This is a genomic window from Ruthenibacterium lactatiformans (genome assembly GCF_000949455.1).
Lineage (GTDB): Bacteria > Bacillota > Clostridia > Oscillospirales > Ruminococcaceae > Ruthenibacterium > Ruthenibacterium lactatiformans.
This window is the reverse complement of record NZ_JXXK01000006.1, coordinates 1-19154: the sequence shown is the minus strand read 5'-3', so window position 1 is coordinate 19154 and position 19154 is coordinate 1. Positions and strand designations below refer to the sequence as shown.

The 19154-nt window shown below is 60.5% G+C and carries 24 protein-coding genes; all 24 read left to right on the top strand.

Annotated features, from left to right (window positions below):
- Positions 1-4: 4 nt before the first annotated feature.
- Positions 5-565, top strand: coding sequence for a phage protein Gp27 family protein (locus tag TQ39_RS05920; protein ID WP_050004877.1), 561 nt, complete (start codon positions 5-7; stop codon positions 563-565).
- Complete coding sequence (locus TQ39_RS05915; protein ID WP_050004876.1) at positions 562-1062, top strand: transcription termination/antitermination NusG family protein; 501 nt, start codon at positions 562-564, stop codon at positions 1060-1062. The genes TQ39_RS05920 and TQ39_RS05915 overlap by 4 nt, the downstream gene beginning before the upstream one ends.
- Positions 1059-1244 carry a hypothetical protein gene (locus tag TQ39_RS05910; protein ID WP_050004875.1) on the top strand — a complete coding sequence of 62 codons (186 nt, stop codon included), beginning with the start codon at positions 1059-1061 and terminating at the stop codon, positions 1242-1244. The genes TQ39_RS05915 and TQ39_RS05910 overlap by 4 nt, the downstream gene beginning before the upstream one ends.
- A gap of 333 nt (positions 1245-1577) precedes the next feature.
- Complete coding sequence (locus TQ39_RS05905; protein WP_050004874.1) at positions 1578-1892, top strand: hypothetical protein; 315 nt, start codon at positions 1578-1580, stop codon at positions 1890-1892.
- Positions 1879-3144 carry a PBSX family phage terminase large subunit gene (locus TQ39_RS05900; RefSeq protein WP_242853456.1) on the top strand — a complete coding sequence of 422 codons (1266 nt, stop codon included), beginning with the start codon at positions 1879-1881 and terminating at the stop codon, positions 3142-3144. Before TQ39_RS05905 ends, TQ39_RS05900 begins: the two co-directional genes overlap by 14 nt.
- Positions 3145-3147: 3 nt before the next feature.
- Positions 3148-3351, top strand: a complete 204-nt coding sequence (locus tag TQ39_RS05895; RefSeq protein ID WP_050004873.1) for a hypothetical protein — start codon at positions 3148-3150, stop codon at positions 3349-3351.
- Positions 3348-4763 carry a hypothetical protein gene (locus TQ39_RS05890; protein WP_050004872.1) on the top strand — a complete coding sequence of 472 codons (1416 nt, stop codon included), beginning with the start codon at positions 3348-3350 and terminating at the stop codon, positions 4761-4763. Before TQ39_RS05895 ends, TQ39_RS05890 begins: the two co-directional genes overlap by 4 nt.
- Before the next feature lie 4 nt (positions 4764-4767).
- Positions 4768-6522, top strand: coding sequence for a phage minor capsid protein (locus TQ39_RS05885; RefSeq protein WP_050004871.1), 1755 nt, complete (start codon positions 4768-4770; stop codon positions 6520-6522).
- A gap of 12 nt (positions 6523-6534) precedes the next feature.
- Positions 6535-6828: a hypothetical protein gene (locus TQ39_RS05880; RefSeq protein ID WP_050004870.1), complete on the top strand. Its 294-nt coding sequence runs from the start codon at positions 6535-6537 to the stop codon at positions 6826-6828.
- Positions 6829-6941: 113 nt separating this feature from the next.
- Positions 6942-7508: a phage scaffolding protein gene (locus TQ39_RS05875; protein WP_050004869.1), complete on the top strand. Its 567-nt coding sequence runs from the start codon at positions 6942-6944 to the stop codon at positions 7506-7508.
- A gap of 41 nt (positions 7509-7549) precedes the next feature.
- Entirely contained in the window at positions 7550-8434 is an 885-nt protein-coding gene (locus TQ39_RS05870; protein WP_050004868.1) for a hypothetical protein, read from the top strand.
- 5 nt (positions 8435-8439) lie between these two features.
- Entirely contained in the window at positions 8440-8757 is a 318-nt protein-coding gene (locus tag TQ39_RS05865) for an SAP domain-containing protein (protein ID WP_050004867.1), read from the top strand.
- A gap of 18 nt (positions 8758-8775) precedes the next feature.
- Positions 8776-9159: a head-tail connector protein gene (locus TQ39_RS05860; protein WP_050004866.1), complete on the top strand. Its 384-nt coding sequence runs from the start codon at positions 8776-8778 to the stop codon at positions 9157-9159.
- Complete coding sequence (locus tag TQ39_RS05855; RefSeq protein WP_050004865.1) at positions 9153-9464, top strand: hypothetical protein; 312 nt, start codon at positions 9153-9155, stop codon at positions 9462-9464. The genes TQ39_RS05860 and TQ39_RS05855 overlap by 7 nt, the downstream gene beginning before the upstream one ends.
- Positions 9461-9865 carry a hypothetical protein gene (locus TQ39_RS05850; RefSeq protein ID WP_156146196.1) on the top strand — a complete coding sequence of 135 codons (405 nt, stop codon included), beginning with the start codon at positions 9461-9463 and terminating at the stop codon, positions 9863-9865. Before TQ39_RS05855 ends, TQ39_RS05850 begins: the two co-directional genes overlap by 4 nt.
- Complete coding sequence (locus TQ39_RS05845; RefSeq protein ID WP_050004863.1) at positions 9865-10275, top strand: hypothetical protein; 411 nt, start codon at positions 9865-9867, stop codon at positions 10273-10275. Before TQ39_RS05850 ends, TQ39_RS05845 begins: the two co-directional genes overlap by 1 nt.
- Positions 10276-10281: 6 nt before the next feature.
- On the top strand, positions 10282-10800 hold the full coding sequence (locus TQ39_RS05840; protein WP_050004862.1) for a phage tail tube protein: 519 nt from the start codon (positions 10282-10284) through the stop codon (positions 10798-10800).
- A complete protein-coding gene (locus TQ39_RS05835) occupies positions 10797-11324 on the top strand; it encodes a hypothetical protein (RefSeq protein WP_050004861.1) in 528 nt (175 codons plus the stop codon). Before TQ39_RS05840 ends, TQ39_RS05835 begins: the two co-directional genes overlap by 4 nt.
- A complete protein-coding gene (locus TQ39_RS05830; RefSeq protein ID WP_082052136.1) occupies positions 11221-11784 on the top strand; it encodes a Gp15 family bacteriophage protein in 564 nt (187 codons plus the stop codon). The genes TQ39_RS05835 and TQ39_RS05830 overlap by 104 nt, the downstream gene beginning before the upstream one ends.
- A complete protein-coding gene (locus TQ39_RS05825) occupies positions 11762-13618 on the top strand; it encodes a hypothetical protein (protein WP_050004859.1) in 1857 nt (618 codons plus the stop codon). The genes TQ39_RS05830 and TQ39_RS05825 overlap by 23 nt, the downstream gene beginning before the upstream one ends.
- 17 nt (positions 13619-13635) lie before the next feature.
- Positions 13636-16155 carry a hypothetical protein gene (locus TQ39_RS05820; protein WP_050004858.1) on the top strand — a complete coding sequence of 840 codons (2520 nt, stop codon included), beginning with the start codon at positions 13636-13638 and terminating at the stop codon, positions 16153-16155.
- Positions 16148-17179 (top strand): hypothetical protein, encoded by a 1032-nt coding sequence (locus tag TQ39_RS05815; protein ID WP_050004857.1) that lies wholly within the window; start codon positions 16148-16150, stop codon positions 17177-17179. The genes TQ39_RS05820 and TQ39_RS05815 overlap by 8 nt, the downstream gene beginning before the upstream one ends.
- Positions 17176-17793, top strand: coding sequence for a hypothetical protein (locus tag TQ39_RS05810; protein WP_050004856.1), 618 nt, complete (start codon positions 17176-17178; stop codon positions 17791-17793). Before TQ39_RS05815 ends, TQ39_RS05810 begins: the two co-directional genes overlap by 4 nt.
- Positions 17794-17813: 20 nt before the next feature.
- Positions 17814-19154 (top strand): hypothetical protein (locus tag TQ39_RS20720; RefSeq protein ID WP_207641397.1); only part of this gene is annotated, 1341 nt, incomplete at its 3' end.

Below are 19154 nucleotides of genomic sequence, written 5' to 3'. Positions count from 1 at the left end.
GAGGATGCGCGGAAAAAACAGGAGCCGCAGCACCATATCACAGCTGCCGCCCGAGGTCCGCGACGTCGTGGATGAGATGGTGAAAGCGACGAACACCTGCACGCTCGCGGATATTCAGAAGTATCTGGCGAGCCTGGACGTCACGCTGAGCCTGCAGGCGATCAGCACCTACAGCAGAAAGCTGCTGGCCTCGCTGGAGGATATCCGTGTGACAAACGAGCGGATGAACGCCATGGTGCGGGAAGCGGCGAAGTATCCGGAACTGGATTTTTCCGAGGTGATCAACCGGGTGGCGGGGCAGAAGATCCTGGACGCCATCCTGTCGAAGCCGGACGAAGAGTGGAACGATATCGCGCTGGATAAGCTGCTGCGGGAGATGAATGCGCAGACAAAAGCCGTGGCGTACGCCCGCAGACTGGATATTCAAAGCAAGGATGACACGCAGGCCGCCATGGGCGAGCTGAAGGCGGAGTTCTTCTCAGCCCTTGGTACGGAACATCCGGAGCTGTACCGGCAGCTCGTGGCGGCGCTGGAGCGCCGGCAGAAAGGGGCGCAGCGCGGATGAAATGGTACGTACTGCAGGTCCTGACCGGAACGGAACGGGACGTATGCACGGCGTTGCGGCGCAAGGGCGTGTGTGCCCGCGCCCCGGCCCAGCGGATGGAGATACGACGGCGGGGCCGGTGGCAGAGCGAGGAGCGGCTGCTGCTGCCGGGATATGTGTTTGTGGGCGCGGACTATAACGCGGCGTTGTTCCATCTCGTTTCCCCTGTCCCCGGCGTCATCCGGTGGCTGGGTCTGGAGCGCGGAGAGCCGCAGGCGCTGGACACACGGGAGGCGCTGCGGTGGCGGCTGGACAGTGACGAGACGCTGGAGCCCAGCCGGGTGATATTCTTCCCCGGCGGTGGCTGGCATGTTCTGGACGGGCCGCTGGCAGCGTTTGCGAACTGCCCGGTGCGGATGGAACGGCGGCAGCGCCGGGCGTATGTGACGGCGGAGCTGGGCGGCGTGGCCCGGCGGGTGCGGTTCGGCGTCATCCCTGTGGACGGTGATGCTCAGTGAAGCGGAAAGACCCGCGGCGCGAACTGGCACGGAAGCTCTCCGGCGCGAAGCTGAAGGAGCCGCCGGAGCTGTGCACGCGGTGCGTGTGGGCCATGCATGAGAGCGGCTGCCCGGTTTGCCCCTTCCCCCGCTGCGTGCGGCGCAGCACACCGGGAAATGTGGAAAAGTTGAAACCGGTGTGAAAACTCGTTGAAAACACATTTCTAAACACCTGTTAAACGGATGTTTAGACCAAACAGGAAAACCATGAAAGCGGCGGGGTTGATTCGTCCCCCGCCCGTGGCCATGGCGGGCATAGAGGGGGTGAAAACCGGGCGGAAACGGTCGGATGGCGAAGCATGCCCGATGAAAATCCGTCCCTCTTGCCCGCCATGCTGCGGAATACCGTTTAATTTCCCCTGTATGCCGTTAAAAACCGTTTAGGTGCCTCGGGCCGTCCACGCGGACGCCTGAGGACCTTTTTTCGTTACAGGCGAAATTTAGGGCCGTTCGTGCGGTCCGGAAAGGAGCATCGCGTGAAACGGACCCCTCAAAGCAGCATAACCGCCCTTTTGGAGGGTGTTGAGCAGGCAAAACAGAAAAAGGAATTTAACATTTTAAAAGATTTAAAAACGCTGCATGCACAGTATACCAAGGTGAATAAGCGGGACTACCTCGCGCTGCTGGATAAGCTGGTGGAAAAATACAGCACGGACGAAGCGGCGGTGATCCACGCGGCACTGCTGAAAAAATGCCAGGCCGGCGATATGGACGCGATCCGGCTGTGGACGGAGCTGCAGAAAGAGAGCGGCAGCGGCGCGGCGGAGGTGAACATCGTTGACAGCATATAGCCGCCCGGCGGTGACGGTCGATTTAAAGAACGTGATCGGGCCGGGGTTCTATGATTCGCACCGGGCCGTCCGGGAACAGCGGGCGCACACACTGGTGGAGGAAGGCGGGCGCGGCAGCCTGAAAAGTTCGTTCTGCAGCGTTGAGATCGTGCTGTGGCTGCTGAAGTGGCCGCAAAGCCACGCGCTGGTGATGCGGCAGATGGGAAACACGCTGGAGGACAGCGTGTACTCGCAGATGCTGTGGGCCGTCGCAAAGCTGGGGATGTCGGAGCATTTTCTGGAGAAAAAGAGCCCTCTTCGCCTCATTTACAAGCCCACGGGCCAGACCATCTATTTCCGCGGCCTGGACGATGAGATGAAAATTAAGGGTATCAAACCGAAGTTCGGATACATTGGCTGCCTGTGGTTCGAGGAAGCGGACCAGCTTCGCCGGGGCGAAAACGCGGTGCTGAGCGTGAAGCAGTCCGCGTTCCGCGGCTCGGGGAGCAACCCGACCTTAACACTCATCAGCTTCAACCCGCCCGCCAACGCGCGGAACTGGGCCAACCGGTACGCGCGGGAGCAGCAGCCGGGCAAGCTGGTGCATCATTCGTCGTATCTGGATGCGCCGCGGGACTGGCTGGGCAAGGAGTTCCTGGACGGTGCGGACTGGCTACGGAAGACAAAGCCGCTCAAATACCGGCACATGTACCTGGGCGAGATGGTGGGCAGCGGCACACAGGTGTTCGACAACATCTTGAGCCGGAAGATCACGGCGAAGGAGATCGCGGGCTTCGACAACATCATCAGCGGCGTGGACTGGGGGTACTACCCCGACCCGTGGGTGTTCATCCGCACGTATTACCATGCCGCTACCCGTACGCTGTATATTTTCGACGAAGCGCGCGGCAACAAAATGCAGAACGCGGTCACGGCGGAGATCGTTAAAGGAAGGGTCGCGCCGGGCGAGCTGATCCTTGCGGACCTTTCGGACGAAAAAGCCTGTGCGGATTACCGCAGCTACGGCCTGCGGTGCTGGCCCGCCAGGAAAGGGCCGGGCAGCCGTGAGCTGGGCGTGCGGTGGCTGCAAGGCCTAAACGCCATTGTGATCGACCCGGTAAAATGCCCGTGTGTGCTGCAGGAGTTCCTGGAATGGGAGTACGAGGTAGCGCCGGACGGCACGGTGCTGGGGACTTTGATGGACGCAAACGACCACGGTATCGACGCGGCGCGGTATGCCTGCAGCCGCATCTGGCAGCGCAAAGGAGCGTGACAAATGAAGCTGAAGGACTGGCTGCTGAAGAAGTACCTGCCCAGCTGGGCGGTGCTGGAATACGGCGACGCGCTGGAGGCGGCACAGAGGCGTGTACGGGAGCTGGAGGCGGAAAACCGGCAGCTGCGGGCATACATCAACGGCGTGGAGCGCGGGCTGCGGGCAAAGCAGCCGGAAATTCGGATCGAAAGGAGTGACGGCGGATGAACGCAGTCGTAAGGGCGCTGTTTGACGACGCCGCCATCACAGGGGCGCAGGCGGCGGGGCTGAAGGACACCAGCACAGCGGCTATGCAGGCGGCGGTGCGGGAGTGGTTCGAGCTGTTCTTCATGCGTGAAGCGGTGAAGGGCAAGGAAGAAGACCCGGCGCAGCGCATCCCCTACACCATCACCAACAAACTGACAAAGGCTTGTTTTGCGGAGTACGATTCCAGCTTTACGGAAAACGGAACCGGAAAAACGGCGTGGCTGGACGGACAGCGCAGCCTCATTGACGCCGAAAAGCAGGACGTGCTGCAGTGGGTCATGGTGGGCGGCGAAGGCTTTTTGAAGCCTGCACCGGACGGCACGGGGCGGCTGGCCTACCATGTGGTAAGGCGCGACTGCTACAACGTACTGGCCCGCGGACCCCGCGGCATCACGGACGTGCTGATGAGCGAGCGGAGCCGGGCGGGCTCTGACTACTACACGCTGCTGGAACGCCGGACTGTGGACGGCAGCGGGTATCTGACCATCCGGTACAACCTGTATGTGTCGGAAAACAGCAGCACACTGGGGCATGAGGTGCGGCTGGACAGCCTGCCGCAGTATGCGGCGCTGGCCCCGGAGCACACCTACAGCGTGCCCTTCGGCGGTCTGGGCATGACCTACATCCGTCTGCCGATGGCAAATAACGTGGACGGGAGCCCGGACGGCGTGAGCGTGTACGAGGGCGCGGTGCAGCTGATCCACAACATCTACAAAAATGAGTACCAGCTGGGGCGTGAGTTCGAGCTGGGGCGCAGCCGGATCGTGGCCAATGCGGACAAGCTGGTAACGCCGGACCCGGAGGGCGGCGTGATGCGGCTGAAGGACGACGTGTTCGTCGGGCTGGACGGCGACACCAACGACAAAGGATTGACCATCTTCTCCCCTGCGCTGCGGGATGAGAGCTTTGAGCGGCGGAAGCAGAGCTATTTAAAGGCGTGTGAGAATATCATCGGCCTGAAACGCGGTATATTGTCGGACGTGGAGGCTGTGGAGCGCACGGCAAAGGAGATCAGCAGCAGCGAGGGCGACTACAGCCTGTCGATCATGGACCTGCAGCGGATGTGGTACGACGCACTGCTGGAGACGCTGCGCATCACGGACCTGTGGGGGCAGGCGCTGGGGCTGTGCGACGCCCAGGCGGTGGACCTTGAGCAGCTGCTGAGCGTGAGCTGGGGCAACGGCGTTTTGTATGACGCAGACAAGGACTGGGCCGACACGCTTTCGATGGTGGAGGCCGGCCTGCTGAAACCTGAGCTGGCGCTGGCGAAAAAATACGACCTGCCCTGTGAGACGCCGGAAGACCTTGCGGCCATCCGTGAAAAGTACATGCCGGAGATGGTCCAGCTGACCGCCCAGGCCGGGCTGAGGTGACGTCATGGCGCTGACACCGGATGAGATCGACGGGCTGCGGGAACTGATCCTCGCTGTTTACGGCCCCGTCACGGAGGAGCTGCTGCGCGACCTGTGCCGGTGCATTACCGCCGCCGGGCAGATATCGTCCGGCGATGAATACAAGCTTCTGCTGGCAAAAAGCCTTGCCGGAGCGGACGATGTGATCGCGGACACGCTGCGCAGGCAGACAGACCTCACCGACGACGCGGTGGAGCAGCTGATGCGCTGGGCCGCGGAGAAGACCGCGCCGCTGGAGGAAAACGAAAGCCTGCGGAACATTGCCGAAGCCTATGTAAAGGTGACGCGCAAGGAAGTGGCCAACGTGCTGGGCCAGCTGGCCGCGGCAGATGTGGACGGCCGGGTGTATCCTATTAAAGATGTATACCGGCGCACGATGGACTATGTGTTCCGGGAGGTCTCCAGCGGCACGAAGACGCCGGAGGAAGCTGTGCGGCGTGCCACGCTGCGCTTGTGGCAGCGGGGCATCCGCACCGTCGACCGCTCGGACGGGCGCACTTTTTCCGTAGAGTTCATGGCCCAGCGCGCCATTATGGCGAAGATGGGCGAAATGACCACGGCCATCAACGAGAAGCATCACGACGACGGCGGGTGCGACGGTTGGGAGATCAGCGCGCACAGCGCCAGCGCGCCGGACCATGAGCCCTACCAGGGGCGGCAGTACAGCGATAAGGAATACAAGCGGCTGAACAGCCGCCTGCAGCGGCGCATCGGCACGCTGAGCTGCAAGCACATCGCCTGGCCGATCAAGCTGGGCGTGGACAGCCCCCAGTGGACGAATGAGCAGCTGGCGGAGATGGCGCGGGAAAACGCGAAGGGCGTCACCTACGAGGGCAGGCACTACACCCAGTACGAAGCGACGCAGCAGCAGAAAGCGCTGGAGAACAGCATCCGGCAGTGCAAGGACCGTATTGCCGCGGCGCAGGAGGAGGGCAAGCTGGGCAGCGGAGAGCTGCGCAGCAGCCGCATCCTTCTGCGGCAGCTGAATGCGGAATACAAGCGGTTTTCGGCTGCGGCCGGGCTGCGCACCGCGCCGGAGCGGCTGCGGGCGGCGGGGCTGGGCCGGGCGCTGAGACCGGACGGCACGCTGGAAATGCCGCGTCCTGCGGGTACGCTCACAGGCAGCGGCGGCAAGCTGGATGTGGAAGAAGCCAGGAAAAGCTATTCCGCGTATCTTGACACCTTGACGGATGCGCCGGAAAAGAATATGGTATGGTTAAGGTATTTTACAGAAAAGAATCCCACTGAGTACATGGAGGACGGCACACTGGATGCTCCGTTTGCGTATGACCCTGTGGAGGACCGTATCCTGTATAACCCCAGGCATCCACAGTTTTCCACGACCGACTTTGAAATGGCAAACACACATGAGCTCGCGCACCGGACGGATGTACTGAATGCGCAGGGGTACAAAAACAAAGCATTTGTGGATGCGATTTCAGACGCTTCAAAAGCTGTTCTGGATAACGCCGAGGGATTTCAGCGTGTAGCGCAGGCAGTACGCAGCGATTTGATGAAAGACATCCTCAGCGCGCTCAGCTCCGGGCGGCTTGACACAGGTTTCGGGCACAAGGCTGAATACTGGGCAAAAAATTCAGAAGCCGTCCCGTTGGAGATATTTGCGGAACTCTTTACGATGGAAACACGGAATGATTCGGACCTGTTCTTCGTTAAGAAGCTCTTCCCCGGCCTGTGGAAAGAATACCAGAAACTGTTTTAGGAGGTATGTGTCATGCCTATGCCCATTACACCGGAGCTTGCAGCCTTCATGAGGTCGCTTGGGTACGACCAGCTTCGCCAGGCGTACAAGGAAAAATACGGGAAACCATATCCAATGTTCTGTCTGAGCGAGACAAAGATAAGCGGCGCTGAATATATGGAAGAACTGCGCGCACAATTCCCCGGTGAAGATCTGGATGAACTCATTGAACGATACACCGACCACAGGAGCGAGGAAGAAAAGCGCGCGGAGCTGGACGCTCTGGTGGATGAGCTGGTGCGCCGGCAAAACCGGCACGCGCCCTGACCTGCGTTTAAACGTCCGTTTAAGCGCCTTTAAATGATAGCTGAAGGACCCCTTCACGGGGGTCCTTTTGTTATGCACATATATATTGTATTTAAAAGGAAGGAGATTGAAACATGGCACTGGAATTTGCCAAAGAGCTTCTTGGCGACGCCTACACCGGGGAGCTGGAAGAAAAGCTGGAGGCGAAGATCAACGAGCTGTACGCGCCAAAGGCGGACCTGGACGCAGCATCGGCACGTGCCGACGGGCTGCAGGAGCAGCTGGACGCCGCCAACGAGGCCATCGGTAAGTTTGAAGGGCTGGACGCGGAGCAGGTAAAGGCGCAAATCGCGGACTACAAGCAGCGCGCGGAGGCGGCGGAAAAGGACCGGGACGAAAAGCTGGCGGCCGCTGCGTTTGACGCGAAGATCGACAAGGCCCTGTCCGACGCGAAAGCGCACAACCCGAAGCTGGCGCGCGGCGCGCTGGACCTTGACGCTCTGCGCACCAGCAAGAACCAGGATGCGGACATCGCGGCAGCCATCGCGGCCGTACAGAAAAGCGACGCATACCTGTTCGGCCCGGCGGCAGCGGAACCTGCGCCCGCATCCGGCACCGGGACCTCTGCTGTGCCGGGCGCGGCGAAATATACCGCCAACGAAATCGCCATGCGCAAGGCTGCGGATCTGCCCGTGGACTGACCGTATCACACACACTATACAGAAAGGCAAGGTAAACCAATATGGCAAACAACATTGCACTGGCAAAAACCTTCGTCCCCATCCTGGACGAAATCTACAAGCTGGCATCGCTGACCAGCAAGCTGGACGGCGCTGCGGAGCTGGCGCGCCAGGGTGCCAACGCCAACGAGCTGATCGTGCCCATGCTGAGCATGCAGGGGCTGGGCGACTACAGCCGCAACGACGGGTACGTCAAGGGCGACGTGACCATGACCAATGAGACCGTAAAATGCAACTACGACCGCGGCCGCAAGTTCTATGTGGACGCGCTGGACAATGAGGAGACCGCGAAGCTGGCCTTCAGCCGTCTGTCCGGCGAGTTCATCCGCACGAAGGTGGTGCCGGAACTGGACGCTTTCCGCTTCGCATCCTACGCGGGCAAGAGCGGCATTTCCAAGGCCGTCGCAGCCGATCTGCCGGACGGCGCATCGGTGCTGGCGGCGCTGCGTGTGGCCATCACGAAGATGGACGAAGATGAGGTGCCCACGGAAAACCGCCACCTGTTCATCACGCCGACGCTGGACGGCATGATCGCAGACCTGGACACCACGAAGAGCCGTGAGATCCTGACGCGCTTTGCCACAAAGACGCTGGTGCCGCAGACCCGGTTCTACACGGCCATCGACCTGCTGGACGGCAAGACCGGCGGCGAAGAGGCGGGCGGCTTCAAAAAGGCGGACGGCGCGAAGAATATCAACTTCATGGTGATCCACCCCTCGGCACTGATCCAGTTCCAGAAACACACAGTGCCCAAAATCAAAGGGCCGGAGGACGACCTGGACGGCGACCGCCACATGTTCGGCTATCGGACGGTGGGCATCGCGGACGTGTACTCCAACAAGCTGGCGGGCATCTACATGCATAACGCGGCGGAAGCAGGAGGCTGAGAACGATGCGGACAGTAGGTTTGACTTTTCATGAGGAAACGCAGAGCGCCCCGGCCGTCGAGGCCGGGGCATCCTTGCCAGAGGCCGGGACGGCCGCACCGGAAGCGGGAGCACAAAACCCCGCCCCTGCCCCGGCACCGGAAAAGGCGCTGGAGGACATGACGGTGACAGAGCTGCGCAGCTTCGCGGCGGCGCGCGGCATCGACGTGACGGGCGCGGCCAAAAAGCAGGACCTGCTGCTGGCCGTGCAGACGGCGGTAGAGCCTTCTGCCGCACCGGCTGAGGCTGTGCCCGGTGAGCAGCCGGAGATGGTTGCAGAGTAAAACACGGGAGGGATACGCATGGTAGCGGACAAGGAGTTCTACTATTCCACATACCACGGAAAACTTTCGGAGGCGGACGTGGAGGGCTGCCTGGCCCGTGCGGAGTACATGCTGCACAGCCTGACGCTGGACCGCCTGCAGGACGGAGCCTGGGAACAGGATGAAACGCTGGCGAAATGCGTGCGCATGGCGCACTGCGCGCTGGCAGACGCCCAGCACGCCCAGGACACGGCCGTGCTGGCGGGCGGCAAAGTGACCAGCGAAAGCGTGGGAAACTGGAGCCGCAGCGTACAGCAGGATGATGCACAGACGGGCAGCTTCGAGCGCCGCTGCCTGCGTATCGCCGCCCAATATATCCCCATCCGCAGCGGGCTGCTGTACCGGGGGGTGAGCGGATGCTGACGCCGAATGCAAGCTGCACGTTGTATCTGCAGACGGGGCCGGGGGCATACACGCGGGTGTATGTCCCCGCCTGCTTCTGGCAGGACGGAGAGGACGGCGTGAGCATCGTCATCCCCGGTGAACTGCCGGAGCAGTACAAGGGCGAAAAACGGGAAAAGGACTACGTGGTGCAAGGCGAGCGTATGGGCGAGGTCACGGACACACAGAGCAAGCGTGAGTTGATCGCAGACAAGCCCCTGACCATCAAAAGCCTTGTACACTGTTCGTTCGGCGGCCTGCCTCATTGTGAGGTGACGACGGAATGAGCATGCTGCAGCTCGACTTTCATTTGCCGGAGTTTGGAAACCTCGTAAAGGACCTGGGGCTTGAAGAAGGCGGGCGCGCCCAGCAGCATCTTGTGAAAAATGTTGCGCGGCGCATCACCAAGTATGTACCCAAGCGCACATACAGCAGCATTGAGAACGCCATCGCCCAGGGCCAGGAGCCGGCCAACGGCCGCATCGTTATCCGCGGCCCGCACATCAAGTACCTGTACTTCGGAAAAGTCATGGCCGGGCGCAAGCCGAAACACGTTACAAACAAAGACATCCGGTACACCACTACGTTTAACCGCCTTGCCGGTCCTTTCTGGCTTGAGCGCCTCATGGCTGCCGAAAAAGACCGGATCATTGAGGATGAACGCCGGAACATTTTAGGAGGCCCATAATGGCTGTTTTAAACGATATCCGCGCCCTGTTCGCACAGTGCCCCGCGCTGAAAGATCTGGAGGCGCGCACCGACCAGCTGGAGACGGACGCCGAGGGGTACGGGATCTTCCCGGCCGGTTCTGCCATCATCGAACAGGATATGCGCGGAGCGGCCACCTGGCAATACAATTTTATCATTGCCGCTACCCGCATGACGGCTGATGACATCATGCGGCTGGATAACTGCAACTTTACGGAGGAGTTACAGGACTGGGTTCAGCAGCAAAATCGCAAGGGCGTCCCTCTTTCCGGAGACGGCCTTTCTTTTGTCTCAATTTCCGCCTCAAACGGAGCCTTTACAGACTGGGACGAAAATTTCCAATATGGTGTCTACAAAATTCAGGGCACCCTGATCTATGAAAAGGAGTGACGAAGCATGCCTGGAACATATATTACCCCCAAGACATTCAACCGCCGCTGGTGGATCGACCTCAGTGCAAACGATTCGCCCCAATGGGCGGAGGTTGCCTCCGGCATCACATCCCGCGGCAACAGCATCAACGAACAAAGCCAGGAATACTACGACATGGCGGGCCGGGGCGTGGCCGAAAGCGAGATCACGGGCGTGAGCGTGTCCCGTACCTTCACCGGTTTCCGCAGGTTTGGCGACGCTGCGCAGGACGCCATCATGGACCGCCTGTACGACCTCGACAACCGGAAAGTCAAGTTCATTGAGTGCTACGACAATTTGGGCAGCGGCAAGCCCAACGGCCGTCAGGGAGAGGGCGTGCTGTCCATCACGGACGATGGGTCCGGCGACGCCCAAAACCGCGAAAACATCAGCTTCGGCCTCAAGATCCTGGGCACTCCCCAAAAGGGAACTGTCACCATCGGTGAGGACGGCACGCCCACGTTTTCGCCGCAGGCCGCAGAGGCAAAGGCGGCGTCGAAATGAGCGCGGGGTTTGAGTTTGCCAAAAAGCACGAGATCACCATTTGCGGCCGTGCATACCCGTGCGATATCTCGGACAAACGGATGCTGGAAGGCGTTACGCGGGATTTTCCCCGCGTGCTTCAGGCCGCGCAGGCATTCTGTGCGATGGACGCCAAGCTGAAGCCCGGCGGACAGGACGGACGGAGCGCGGACACCATGGCACAGGAGGCGCTGGAAAAATTTTCGGACGCCGTAGCCATGTGCCGTGCCTTCATCGAAGGCACGCTGGGCGTTGAAGAATACCGGGAGATCTTCGGCGGCCGCCCGGAGAACATCAACGAACACATCAGCCTGTGCGCGTACATTTACGGCGAGGTCATGGGAGGACGCCGGGAGGTTGTGGAGCAGTTCCTGATCCCGGAGCTGAAGGAGGCGGTTGCGAATGTATCCGGTGATGCTGGAGCTGCCGGACCAGATCCTTGGCCGAAAGGTGCCGACGGACTGGGCCTGGTGGATGAAGTATGTGGGAACGGTGCTGGCGTCTGACCTGACGCCGGAGGAACAATTCGACGTCATCCTGCTCAATACATTCCGTGAAATACCGCAGAACGAAGCCGGGCACTTCCAGGGAGTGCTCGACTTCTATTTTTGCGGCGATCCGCCCCGCGGGGATGAGCCGGCCCCGCCGGAACGGCTCCTGGACTGGAAAAAAGACGCGCTGCGCATCTGGGGGGATTTCCGCGTATACGCGGGCATCGACCTTTTCACAGCGCGTATGCACTGGTGGCAGTTCATGTCCATTTTCCGCAGCTTGCCGCCTGAGAGCCAGATCAAGAATGCGATCTATTACCGCAGCGTGGATATGCGCAGGATATCCGACCCCAAAGAGCGGGAGCGGTATGCGGACATCAAACGCGCTGTGGCGCTGGACCCGGTAGATTACGAGGCCGAATACGACGCGGCCATGGCAAGGAGGGATATGTGTGCCGACAGCAGCTTCGGATGATGGCGTCGTCCTCGGCCTGAAATTTGACATCAGCCGTGTGAAGCAGACGCTGGATCAGGTCAAAAACATGGTGCAGGGCATGGCTGAAGATTCCGCGAAAGCCGTGGCCAAAACAGATGACGTACTGGAAAAAGCGCGGAAAAATGCTGAAAAGTGGAAGATCGAACCGACCACAAAGGGCATCGAGGCGGCGCAGAAAGAACTGGATATCCTCAACGCCACGATCGTGAACCAGCAGAATGAGCTTTCCAACTGTGAGCGGGAACACGAACGCCTGGCCGATAAATACGGCGAGACCAGCAGCCAGGCTCTGAAGCTGGAAAAACGCATGCTGAGCCTTCAGGCCTCGATCGAGAAAAACACAAAAAAATCCGATGATTTCGGTGCGGCTTTGGCGGACGCACAGGACGTTATGGACGCTGCATCCGGTTCCGCTGAAGACCTTGAGAAAAACGCCAAAGGCGCGGGCAAGGGCATGGAGGACGGCGGCAAGGGCGCAAAGACATTCGATGTAGCCCTTGGCACGCTGGCCGGCAATGCGCTGAGCGCGGTGATCAGCAAGTGCGGCGAACTGATGGAGCAGACCAAGGAGCTGCGGCGCGACCTTTCTTTCCTGGAGCAAAACGCCAGGGACGCGGGAATGGGCATGGAACAGCTGCACGACAAGGCTGGTGAGCTCTATGCCGTCACGGGCGACACCAATGAAGTAGTGGAGGCGCTTTCCAACATCCTTGCCACCGGCTTCAATGACGCGGACAAGGCATATGAGGCCGTTGACTTGCTGGCGGGCGCGGTCGTCAAGTTCCCGGAAACCATGAAAATTGAATCCCTTGCCGATTCCCTGCAGGAGACCATCGCCACTGGCGAGGCCACGGGCCAGTTTTCCGAGCTGCTGGGCCGCCTGGGTGTGGACGTGGAAAAATTCAACGAACGCCTGGGCCGGACACGATCCGAGGCCAGCCGCCAGAACCTTGCCCTGCAGACGCTGCGCAAGGAAGGGCTGGACGAACTATGGGAGAGCTACAAGGCCGGGAACTCCGATATGATCGAGGCCGAGAAGGCAAACTACAATCTGCAGCTCCGGTATGTGGAGCTGGCGAAAAGCATCGAGCCAATCGAGACGAAAATTAAGACGACGTTCGCTCAGGTGCTGCTGGATCACGAAGACCAGATACTGGCCATCGTGGACGCAGCGGGTGACATCATCGGCGTAGGCGCGGACGTCATCGGGTTCCTGTCGGAGCTGAATCCGGCAGTGGTGCTTGTCAGCGGCGGGCTTGCGCTGATCGCCGTAAAGGCGGCGGGCACGGCCCTGGGCATGCGTATCGTGGCCACGGGCACCGCTTCAGCCACGAAAGCGCTTGCCGCTGCGGGGCCAACAGCAGCCGCGGCCGGTTCCCAGTTCGTTATGCTGGCGGCGGACCTGCTGATGGTGGGCGCTGCGGTGTTTTTGGTGACATCCGGCATCGCCATGCTGATCAGTGCGATCCGCGGCGTGCCCATGATCAACACCGGTACGATACAGGTGCCCAGCATGGGCGAGCTGCAGGCGCAGATCGGTGGCGCGGGCTACGCCCGCGGCACTCGTTCCGCCACTCCCGGCTGGCGCTGGGTTGGCGAAAACGGGCCGGAGCTGATGCGCTTTGCGGGCGGCGAGGCGGTCTATACCGCCGAACAGTCCCGCGCCTTAATATCCGCGCAGGGCGGCGGTGCCACTTTCGTGGACAACAGCCAGAACATCTTCAAGGTGGATGACATTGAAACGTATGTGGCCATTAAGCGCATGCTTGAAAACGAGAAAATGACCGTCCGCATGGGACTGGCACGGCGGTAGAAAGAAGGCGTTGATACATGGGACAGTATACCGTATACTGCAACGGTTCGCAAAATCTGAAGAATCTGTCCGGCGGTGTGGGTGAGCTGCGCATCGACAACCTGGGTGCAGACAAGGCGGACTGGGGCTGGCTGTTTTTTGATAAGTCTCCGGTGCCTTCCGGCGAGGTCCTTGATTCCGCATCCGTACTTGCGGTGTACTGCCATGCGCCATACCCCCTCAGCCTGATCCTTGGGCAAATTGCAGGCCCGAGCTGGAACGGCCCCGAATGGAAGATTACCTCCGGCGGGGTAAGGGGCGCTGGCAATCTCTCGTGCCAGATCGGCATTACGACCGAGAACCAGACAGGCGCTGCCCAATTTTGGGTGGACGGCTCGGACCATGTGCCCTATGCGACGATCCAGACCCATGCGGGCAAGATAACGCCATCCGGCTATTCCCCAGCCAACACGACGATCAAAAAAGGGTTTTACCACCGTTTTTCCTGGAATGTCACGGCGGAGAAACCCATCAACGGAACGCTCACCATAGCGTATTCGGACTTCAAGTATCGGGCAAAAGGCTCCGGCACATGGACTTCCGTCCGTGTGCCCGGCCCCAACACATACATCGACTTCGACACGGGGCTCGTTCCCAATGCTGCCGACCCCGGCATGGAATGGGAGGTCGTGGTCACGTCCAGTTCCGGCGCACAGGCGAGCGGCGGGTATGCCACGGTGCAGTTCCAAAGCACGGCTGTCCGGCTGACGGATCTGACGCCCTCCAGCCGGGCCACGACCTACAAGGGTTTTGCCGTCAATTTTTCATGGGGCATGAACTACACGAAGCCGGACGACCTGTCTGGCTCCATCCGGCAAGTATCGGCAAAGCTGCGCTGGCGGAAAAACGGTGCTCCGGCGTACACAGAATATATCGTCAACAACGCCACACAAGGCTACACGATCCCCGCGGGCGTGCTCCCTGCCGGGGACATCGACTGGCAGGTCGAGGTAACGGACACCAGCGGCGGGACCACTGCAAGCAGCTGGACCACCTTCAACAACAAGGAACTGCCGGTCACGCCCGCAGACCTGTATCCGGCGGACGGCGGCCGCGTGCTGAAGCACCAGGTCAACCGCTTCGGCTGGTCTGTCACAGCGGAGGGAGCCGAGGATGCGCCCGGCGAGATCGTCCAGACTTCGGCCGTGCTGCGCTGGCGCACACAGGGACAGCAGGACGTCAAGAGTGTCTCCATCAGCGGTGCGCAGACCTGGCACAACTTCCCGGCAAATACATTCACTGCGGACGATATTGAGTGGCAGGTTGAGGTGACGGCCAACACCGGCGCTGCAGGCACCAGCGAGTGGATACATGTCAACACCCAGGACGCGCTGAGCACGCCTGTGTGTGTCTCCCCTGTGGGCGCTATTGTGGAAGATACTCAGGGCGTCACCTTCGTGTGGCGGCATGAGATATCCACCGGCACGGCGCAGACCGCCTACGAGCTGCAGACCAGCTCCAACATGGGCGGACAGTACACCACACTCAGCACCGCAGAGACCGACGCCTCCAGCTTCGCAACACCCGCCGGACAGTTTGCACAGGGTACGCTCATGTGGCGTGTCCGCACCAAAAACGGCGATGGTGTGTGGGGTTCCTACAGCGCCGCAGCGACCATCATCATCCGTCGGGCTCCGGCCGTGCCGGTCATTGTATACACGGACACAAAACCGCGCCCCACCATCCGCTGGCAGTCTGCGGATCAGCAGGGCGTGCGCATCCAGATCGGGGACTATGATACAGGCTGGATGCACAGCACGGCCAAGGAGTTCCGCATGCCGTATTTCCTGCAGGATGGGACATATCCTGTGCAGCTGGCGGTAAAGACAGTGTTCGGCGTGGAATCCGCTCCGGCCGTTGGCTCCATTACCGTTCTGAACGTTCCCGGACCAACTGTTGAAGCCGCTTTCAATGCCCGTTTAAACGCCATTGAAATATCCTGGGAAACGGACGCCGCATACGCCGAATACTTCATACTGCGTGACGGTGTCCCCATTGCGCGCTCGGCGGGCAGCGGGATCACAGACCGTCTGTGTACCGGAAAGCATTTATATACTGTGCGCGGCGTCACGCCGGAGGGATACTACGGCGACAGCGCGCCCGTCCACGCATTCCTGGCGATTGAAAACGCTGTATTAGGGTCCGTTGAGGATGGCGCGCCCTGGCTGAAACTGCGGCTGCGGGCCGGTGAGAGGCCCGCACATGACGGGAGCTACAGCGCACAGGTGGATTACGTACACTACTACGGCCGTACAAAACCCGAGCCGTATACATGCGGCATGGAAGACGCCAGCCACGACTTCGCTTTCACGCTCCGGGACGCCGCACAGATGGATGCCCTGCGCGGCCTGCTGGGTTCTGCCGTAGTTTACAAGGACTGCTGGGGCGATGTTGTGATCGGGGTGCTGGGAAACATCCAGGCGGCCCATGGCCGCGCACGGGATGTACAGTTCACGGTTGTCGAGACGGATCACAGGCAGGAGATCAGCTATGAGTAATGTATCGGTGGAATACCTTGTGCTGCGGGATAACGTGGAATTTACCCGGCTTACCGCATTCAAAGGCGGCGGTGCAGCCATTTCGGTGACGGCGGACGCTGCGGTGAAATGGGCGCTCAGCGGAAAGTTTGCACAAAACAGCGACGTCAACTACCTCACGGACGTGATCCAGCCGGTGCTCACCATCGACGGCGTGCGCCGGCCGCTCGGCAAGTATATCCCTACCGATGCATACACGGAACACGACGGCATGCGGCCTGTGGTGAGCCTTACAGCCTATGACCTGACCTATCTTGCCATGTCCTCGAAGATAGAGACGCGGCTGCATCTGGCAAAGGGTACGCTGTACACGGCAGCCATCCAGGCGCTGCTGGTTGAATCCGGCATCACGGATTTTTTTGTGGAGGAAAACACCGCCACGCTGCAGGCGGACCGGGAGGACTGGGAGCCGGGCACAGACCGGCTCACGATCATCAACGCCCTGGCGGCGGAGATCAACTACAACAGCATCTGGATGGACGGCGGCGGCACAGTACACTGCAGTGCGTTCCGCATGCCGTCCGCGGATGCGATATCGGTGACGTACCGGGATGGAGAGTATTCCATCCAATATCCCAAATGGAGTGAAACCGTAGACATGTTCGACCATCCGAATGTATTCATTGTGGAGGTGGACAACCCGGACCTTGATTCGTCCATGCGGGCCGTATCGGTCAACGACAGGCCGGACAGCGTTTTCTCCACCGTGAACCTGGGACGGCGGGTCGTGTCCTATGAGAAGCTGGACAACATTGCATCTCAGGCGGAGCTGCAGGCGTATGCGGACAACAAGCGGTTCAAAAGCCTGCAGTCCACGGAGACACGCACCTTCTATACAGGCCCCAGCGGGCGGCACGCCGTTTTTGACCTGGTGGAGCTGGTGCGGGATGGTGAGAGCACGCTGTACGAAGAGACTGGCTGGCGGTTGGAGCTGGAACAGCCGTACAAAATGACCCATACGGGAAAGAGGGTGGTGTATCTATGATCCTGGAGACGTATCAAGAGCAGCAGGCCATCGTGCAGCCGGACCCGCCCGGCCAGTCCTTCGCCACGGTGGGTACTGTATACGAGGACGGCATCGCGCTCATCTTCAACGGGGCGGAAACGGAAAGTCTGAAGCATTACAAGTGCAACACGGCCGTGCGGTTCACCGCCGGGCAGCGTGTGCGGATCATTGAGGACAGCGGCACCTATGTGGTGGAATACCCGGTGGGCGCGCCTGCGCAGAGCATCTACGCGGACAGTGCCGCCCGTGCTGCCTATGCATCCGAGGCCGGACACGCAGAGACCGCGGGCAAGGCTGTGACGGCCACAAAGGCAGACACTGCCGCCAGCGCGGGCTCCGCGGATACCGCGAAAAGCGCAGAGACCGCTGAGACGGCGAAGACGGCAAAGAGTGCGGAAACTGCGGTTGAAGCGGAGACCGCAGCCACGGCTGAATCTGCTGCAAAAGCAGACTTTGCCACACGCTCAGGCCAGGTGGATAACCTCGCCGGAAACTATGCGGATATTGTGTTCTCCTACAGCACCCAGGGGACTTTGCTTGTCCGGACTACAAAGGACAGCCGATGGACCAAGCTCACCGGCTCCGTTGTCTGATCAAATTGTTGGAGGTTCTTATGGCTATTTCAATTGAGTTCAAAGACAAATATGTGTACTTCGGGCCGGAGGCCGGCCTGCATACCCAGGGCGAAGCACGCGCGGAGGTCTACGACGTCACCGGCCCGCGCTATCACGACGGGCACGACCTGTCCGCAATGACCTGGTATGTGCGGGCTGGTAATCCGGACTATATGACGATCATCAACAAGCAGCTGAGGGTTTCCGTAGATCCCGACAATGAGGGGCAGATCATCATTACCTGGCCTGTGGATGCGGATTTCACCGCGTATTCAGGACAGTTGGATGTGCAGTTTGTGGCCAAGTCCTCCACAGGTGAAGAGATCATCAAACTGCAGTCCAACGGCTTGCAGCTTGCCGCCAGCGTCGAGGGTACTGCTGCGCCGCCGAAAAATGTGTTTGAGAATACGCTGGAACAAATGCAGGGACTTCTGGACAACGCCGAAAATGCCGCCGCACAGAGCGCTGCGGATGCATCGCGCGCAGAAGATGCACAGGACGCCGCCGCACAGAGTGCACAGCAGGCGCAGCAGGCACAGCAGGCGGTGGCTGGAGATGTGGAACAGGCTGCTGTACTGGTGGAGCAGATCGAGGGCGATGCCGAAGCGTCAGCTGCCAGTGCGGCGGCCGCAAAGACTTCTGAAACAAATGCTGCCGCCAGCAAAACTGCGGCCGCGAACAGCGCTTCCGCTGCCGCCACGTCGGAAACGAACGCGGCCTCCAGCGAGTCCGCTGCTGCGGCCAGCGCCTCTGCGGCAAAGACCTCCGAGACCAACGCTGCCTCCAGCAAGTCCGCCGCAGCAAACAGTGCAGCTGCGGCAAAGACCTCTGAGACCAATGCAGCCTCCAGCAAGTCCGCAGCGGCAAATAGCGCCGCTGCTGCCGCCGCATCCGAGGCAGCAGCTGAAGCTGCCGCGCAGCGGGCGGAGGACGCTGCCGAAACTGTTGATTTGTCCAATTACCTGCAGAAAAATGGCGATGGAGCGGCGGTAACTGTCCCCTTTACCGCTCCGACGTCACTCCCTGCATTGCCGTCCTCTCCGGCAACACTGGAGGCTCTGATGACCATGCTGGCAAGCATGAGAAACAGGCTTGTTGCGCTGGAAGAAAGCATGCCGGGCATCGGGGAGTGGTGGTACTCGCCGAATGTTATCACCTACACGGGCGGAGTAAACAGCAAAGCCTTCGCCCGCGTCAATTTCAATGACGATCTCAGTAAAACCGTATACGCAGCGCTCTATGCTAAAATCGGTGATTCACTCAGTTCCGGCGCGGCAGACGGCTTTTTCAACTGCAAAAAATTGGCTGAACGCTTCCCGTTAGCTTACGGTGCTAATTTT

Excerpts from the sequence above, each read along its gene's own strand:
- TQ39_RS05820 (WP_050004858.1), top strand. The coding sequence starts at position 13,636 with ATGGGACAGTATACCGTATACTGCAACGGTTCGCAAAATCTGAAGAAT.
- TQ39_RS05855 (WP_050004865.1), top strand. The coding sequence starts at position 9,153 with ATGCTGACGCCGAATGCAAGCTGCACGTTGTATCTGCAGACGGGGCCG.
- TQ39_RS05865 (WP_050004867.1), top strand. The coding sequence starts at position 8,440 with ATGCGGACAGTAGGTTTGACTTTTCATGAGGAAACGCAGAGCGCCCCG.
- TQ39_RS05860 (WP_050004866.1), top strand. The coding sequence starts at position 8,776 with ATGGTAGCGGACAAGGAGTTCTACTATTCCACATACCACGGAAAACTT.
- TQ39_RS05920 (WP_050004877.1), top strand. The coding sequence starts at position 5 with ATGCGCGGAAAAAACAGGAGCCGCAGCACCATATCACAGCTGCCGCCC.
- TQ39_RS05845 (WP_050004863.1), top strand. The coding sequence starts at position 9,865 with ATGGCTGTTTTAAACGATATCCGCGCCCTGTTCGCACAGTGCCCCGCG.
- TQ39_RS05875 (WP_050004869.1), top strand. The coding sequence starts at position 6,942 with ATGGCACTGGAATTTGCCAAAGAGCTTCTTGGCGACGCCTACACCGGG.
- TQ39_RS05880 (WP_050004870.1), top strand. The coding sequence starts at position 6,535 with ATGCCTATGCCCATTACACCGGAGCTTGCAGCCTTCATGAGGTCGCTT.
- TQ39_RS05885 (WP_050004871.1), top strand. The coding sequence starts at position 4,768 with ATGGCGCTGACACCGGATGAGATCGACGGGCTGCGGGAACTGATCCTC.
- TQ39_RS05850 (WP_156146196.1), top strand. The coding sequence starts at position 9,461 with ATGAGCATGCTGCAGCTCGACTTTCATTTGCCGGAGTTTGGAAACCTC.
- TQ39_RS05815 (WP_050004857.1), top strand. The coding sequence starts at position 16,148 with ATGAGTAATGTATCGGTGGAATACCTTGTGCTGCGGGATAACGTGGAA.
- TQ39_RS05840 (WP_050004862.1), top strand. The coding sequence starts at position 10,282 with ATGCCTGGAACATATATTACCCCCAAGACATTCAACCGCCGCTGGTGG.
- TQ39_RS05830 (WP_082052136.1), top strand. The coding sequence starts at position 11,221 with ATGTATCCGGTGATGCTGGAGCTGCCGGACCAGATCCTTGGCCGAAAG.
- TQ39_RS05835 (WP_050004861.1), top strand. The coding sequence starts at position 10,797 with ATGAGCGCGGGGTTTGAGTTTGCCAAAAAGCACGAGATCACCATTTGC.
- TQ39_RS05810 (WP_050004856.1), top strand. The coding sequence starts at position 17,176 with ATGATCCTGGAGACGTATCAAGAGCAGCAGGCCATCGTGCAGCCGGAC.
- TQ39_RS05870 (WP_050004868.1), top strand. The coding sequence starts at position 7,550 with ATGGCAAACAACATTGCACTGGCAAAAACCTTCGTCCCCATCCTGGAC.
- TQ39_RS05915 (WP_050004876.1), top strand. The coding sequence starts at position 562 with ATGAAATGGTACGTACTGCAGGTCCTGACCGGAACGGAACGGGACGTA.
- TQ39_RS05890 (WP_050004872.1), top strand. The coding sequence starts at position 3,348 with ATGAACGCAGTCGTAAGGGCGCTGTTTGACGACGCCGCCATCACAGGG.
- TQ39_RS05895 (WP_050004873.1), top strand. The coding sequence starts at position 3,148 with ATGAAGCTGAAGGACTGGCTGCTGAAGAAGTACCTGCCCAGCTGGGCG.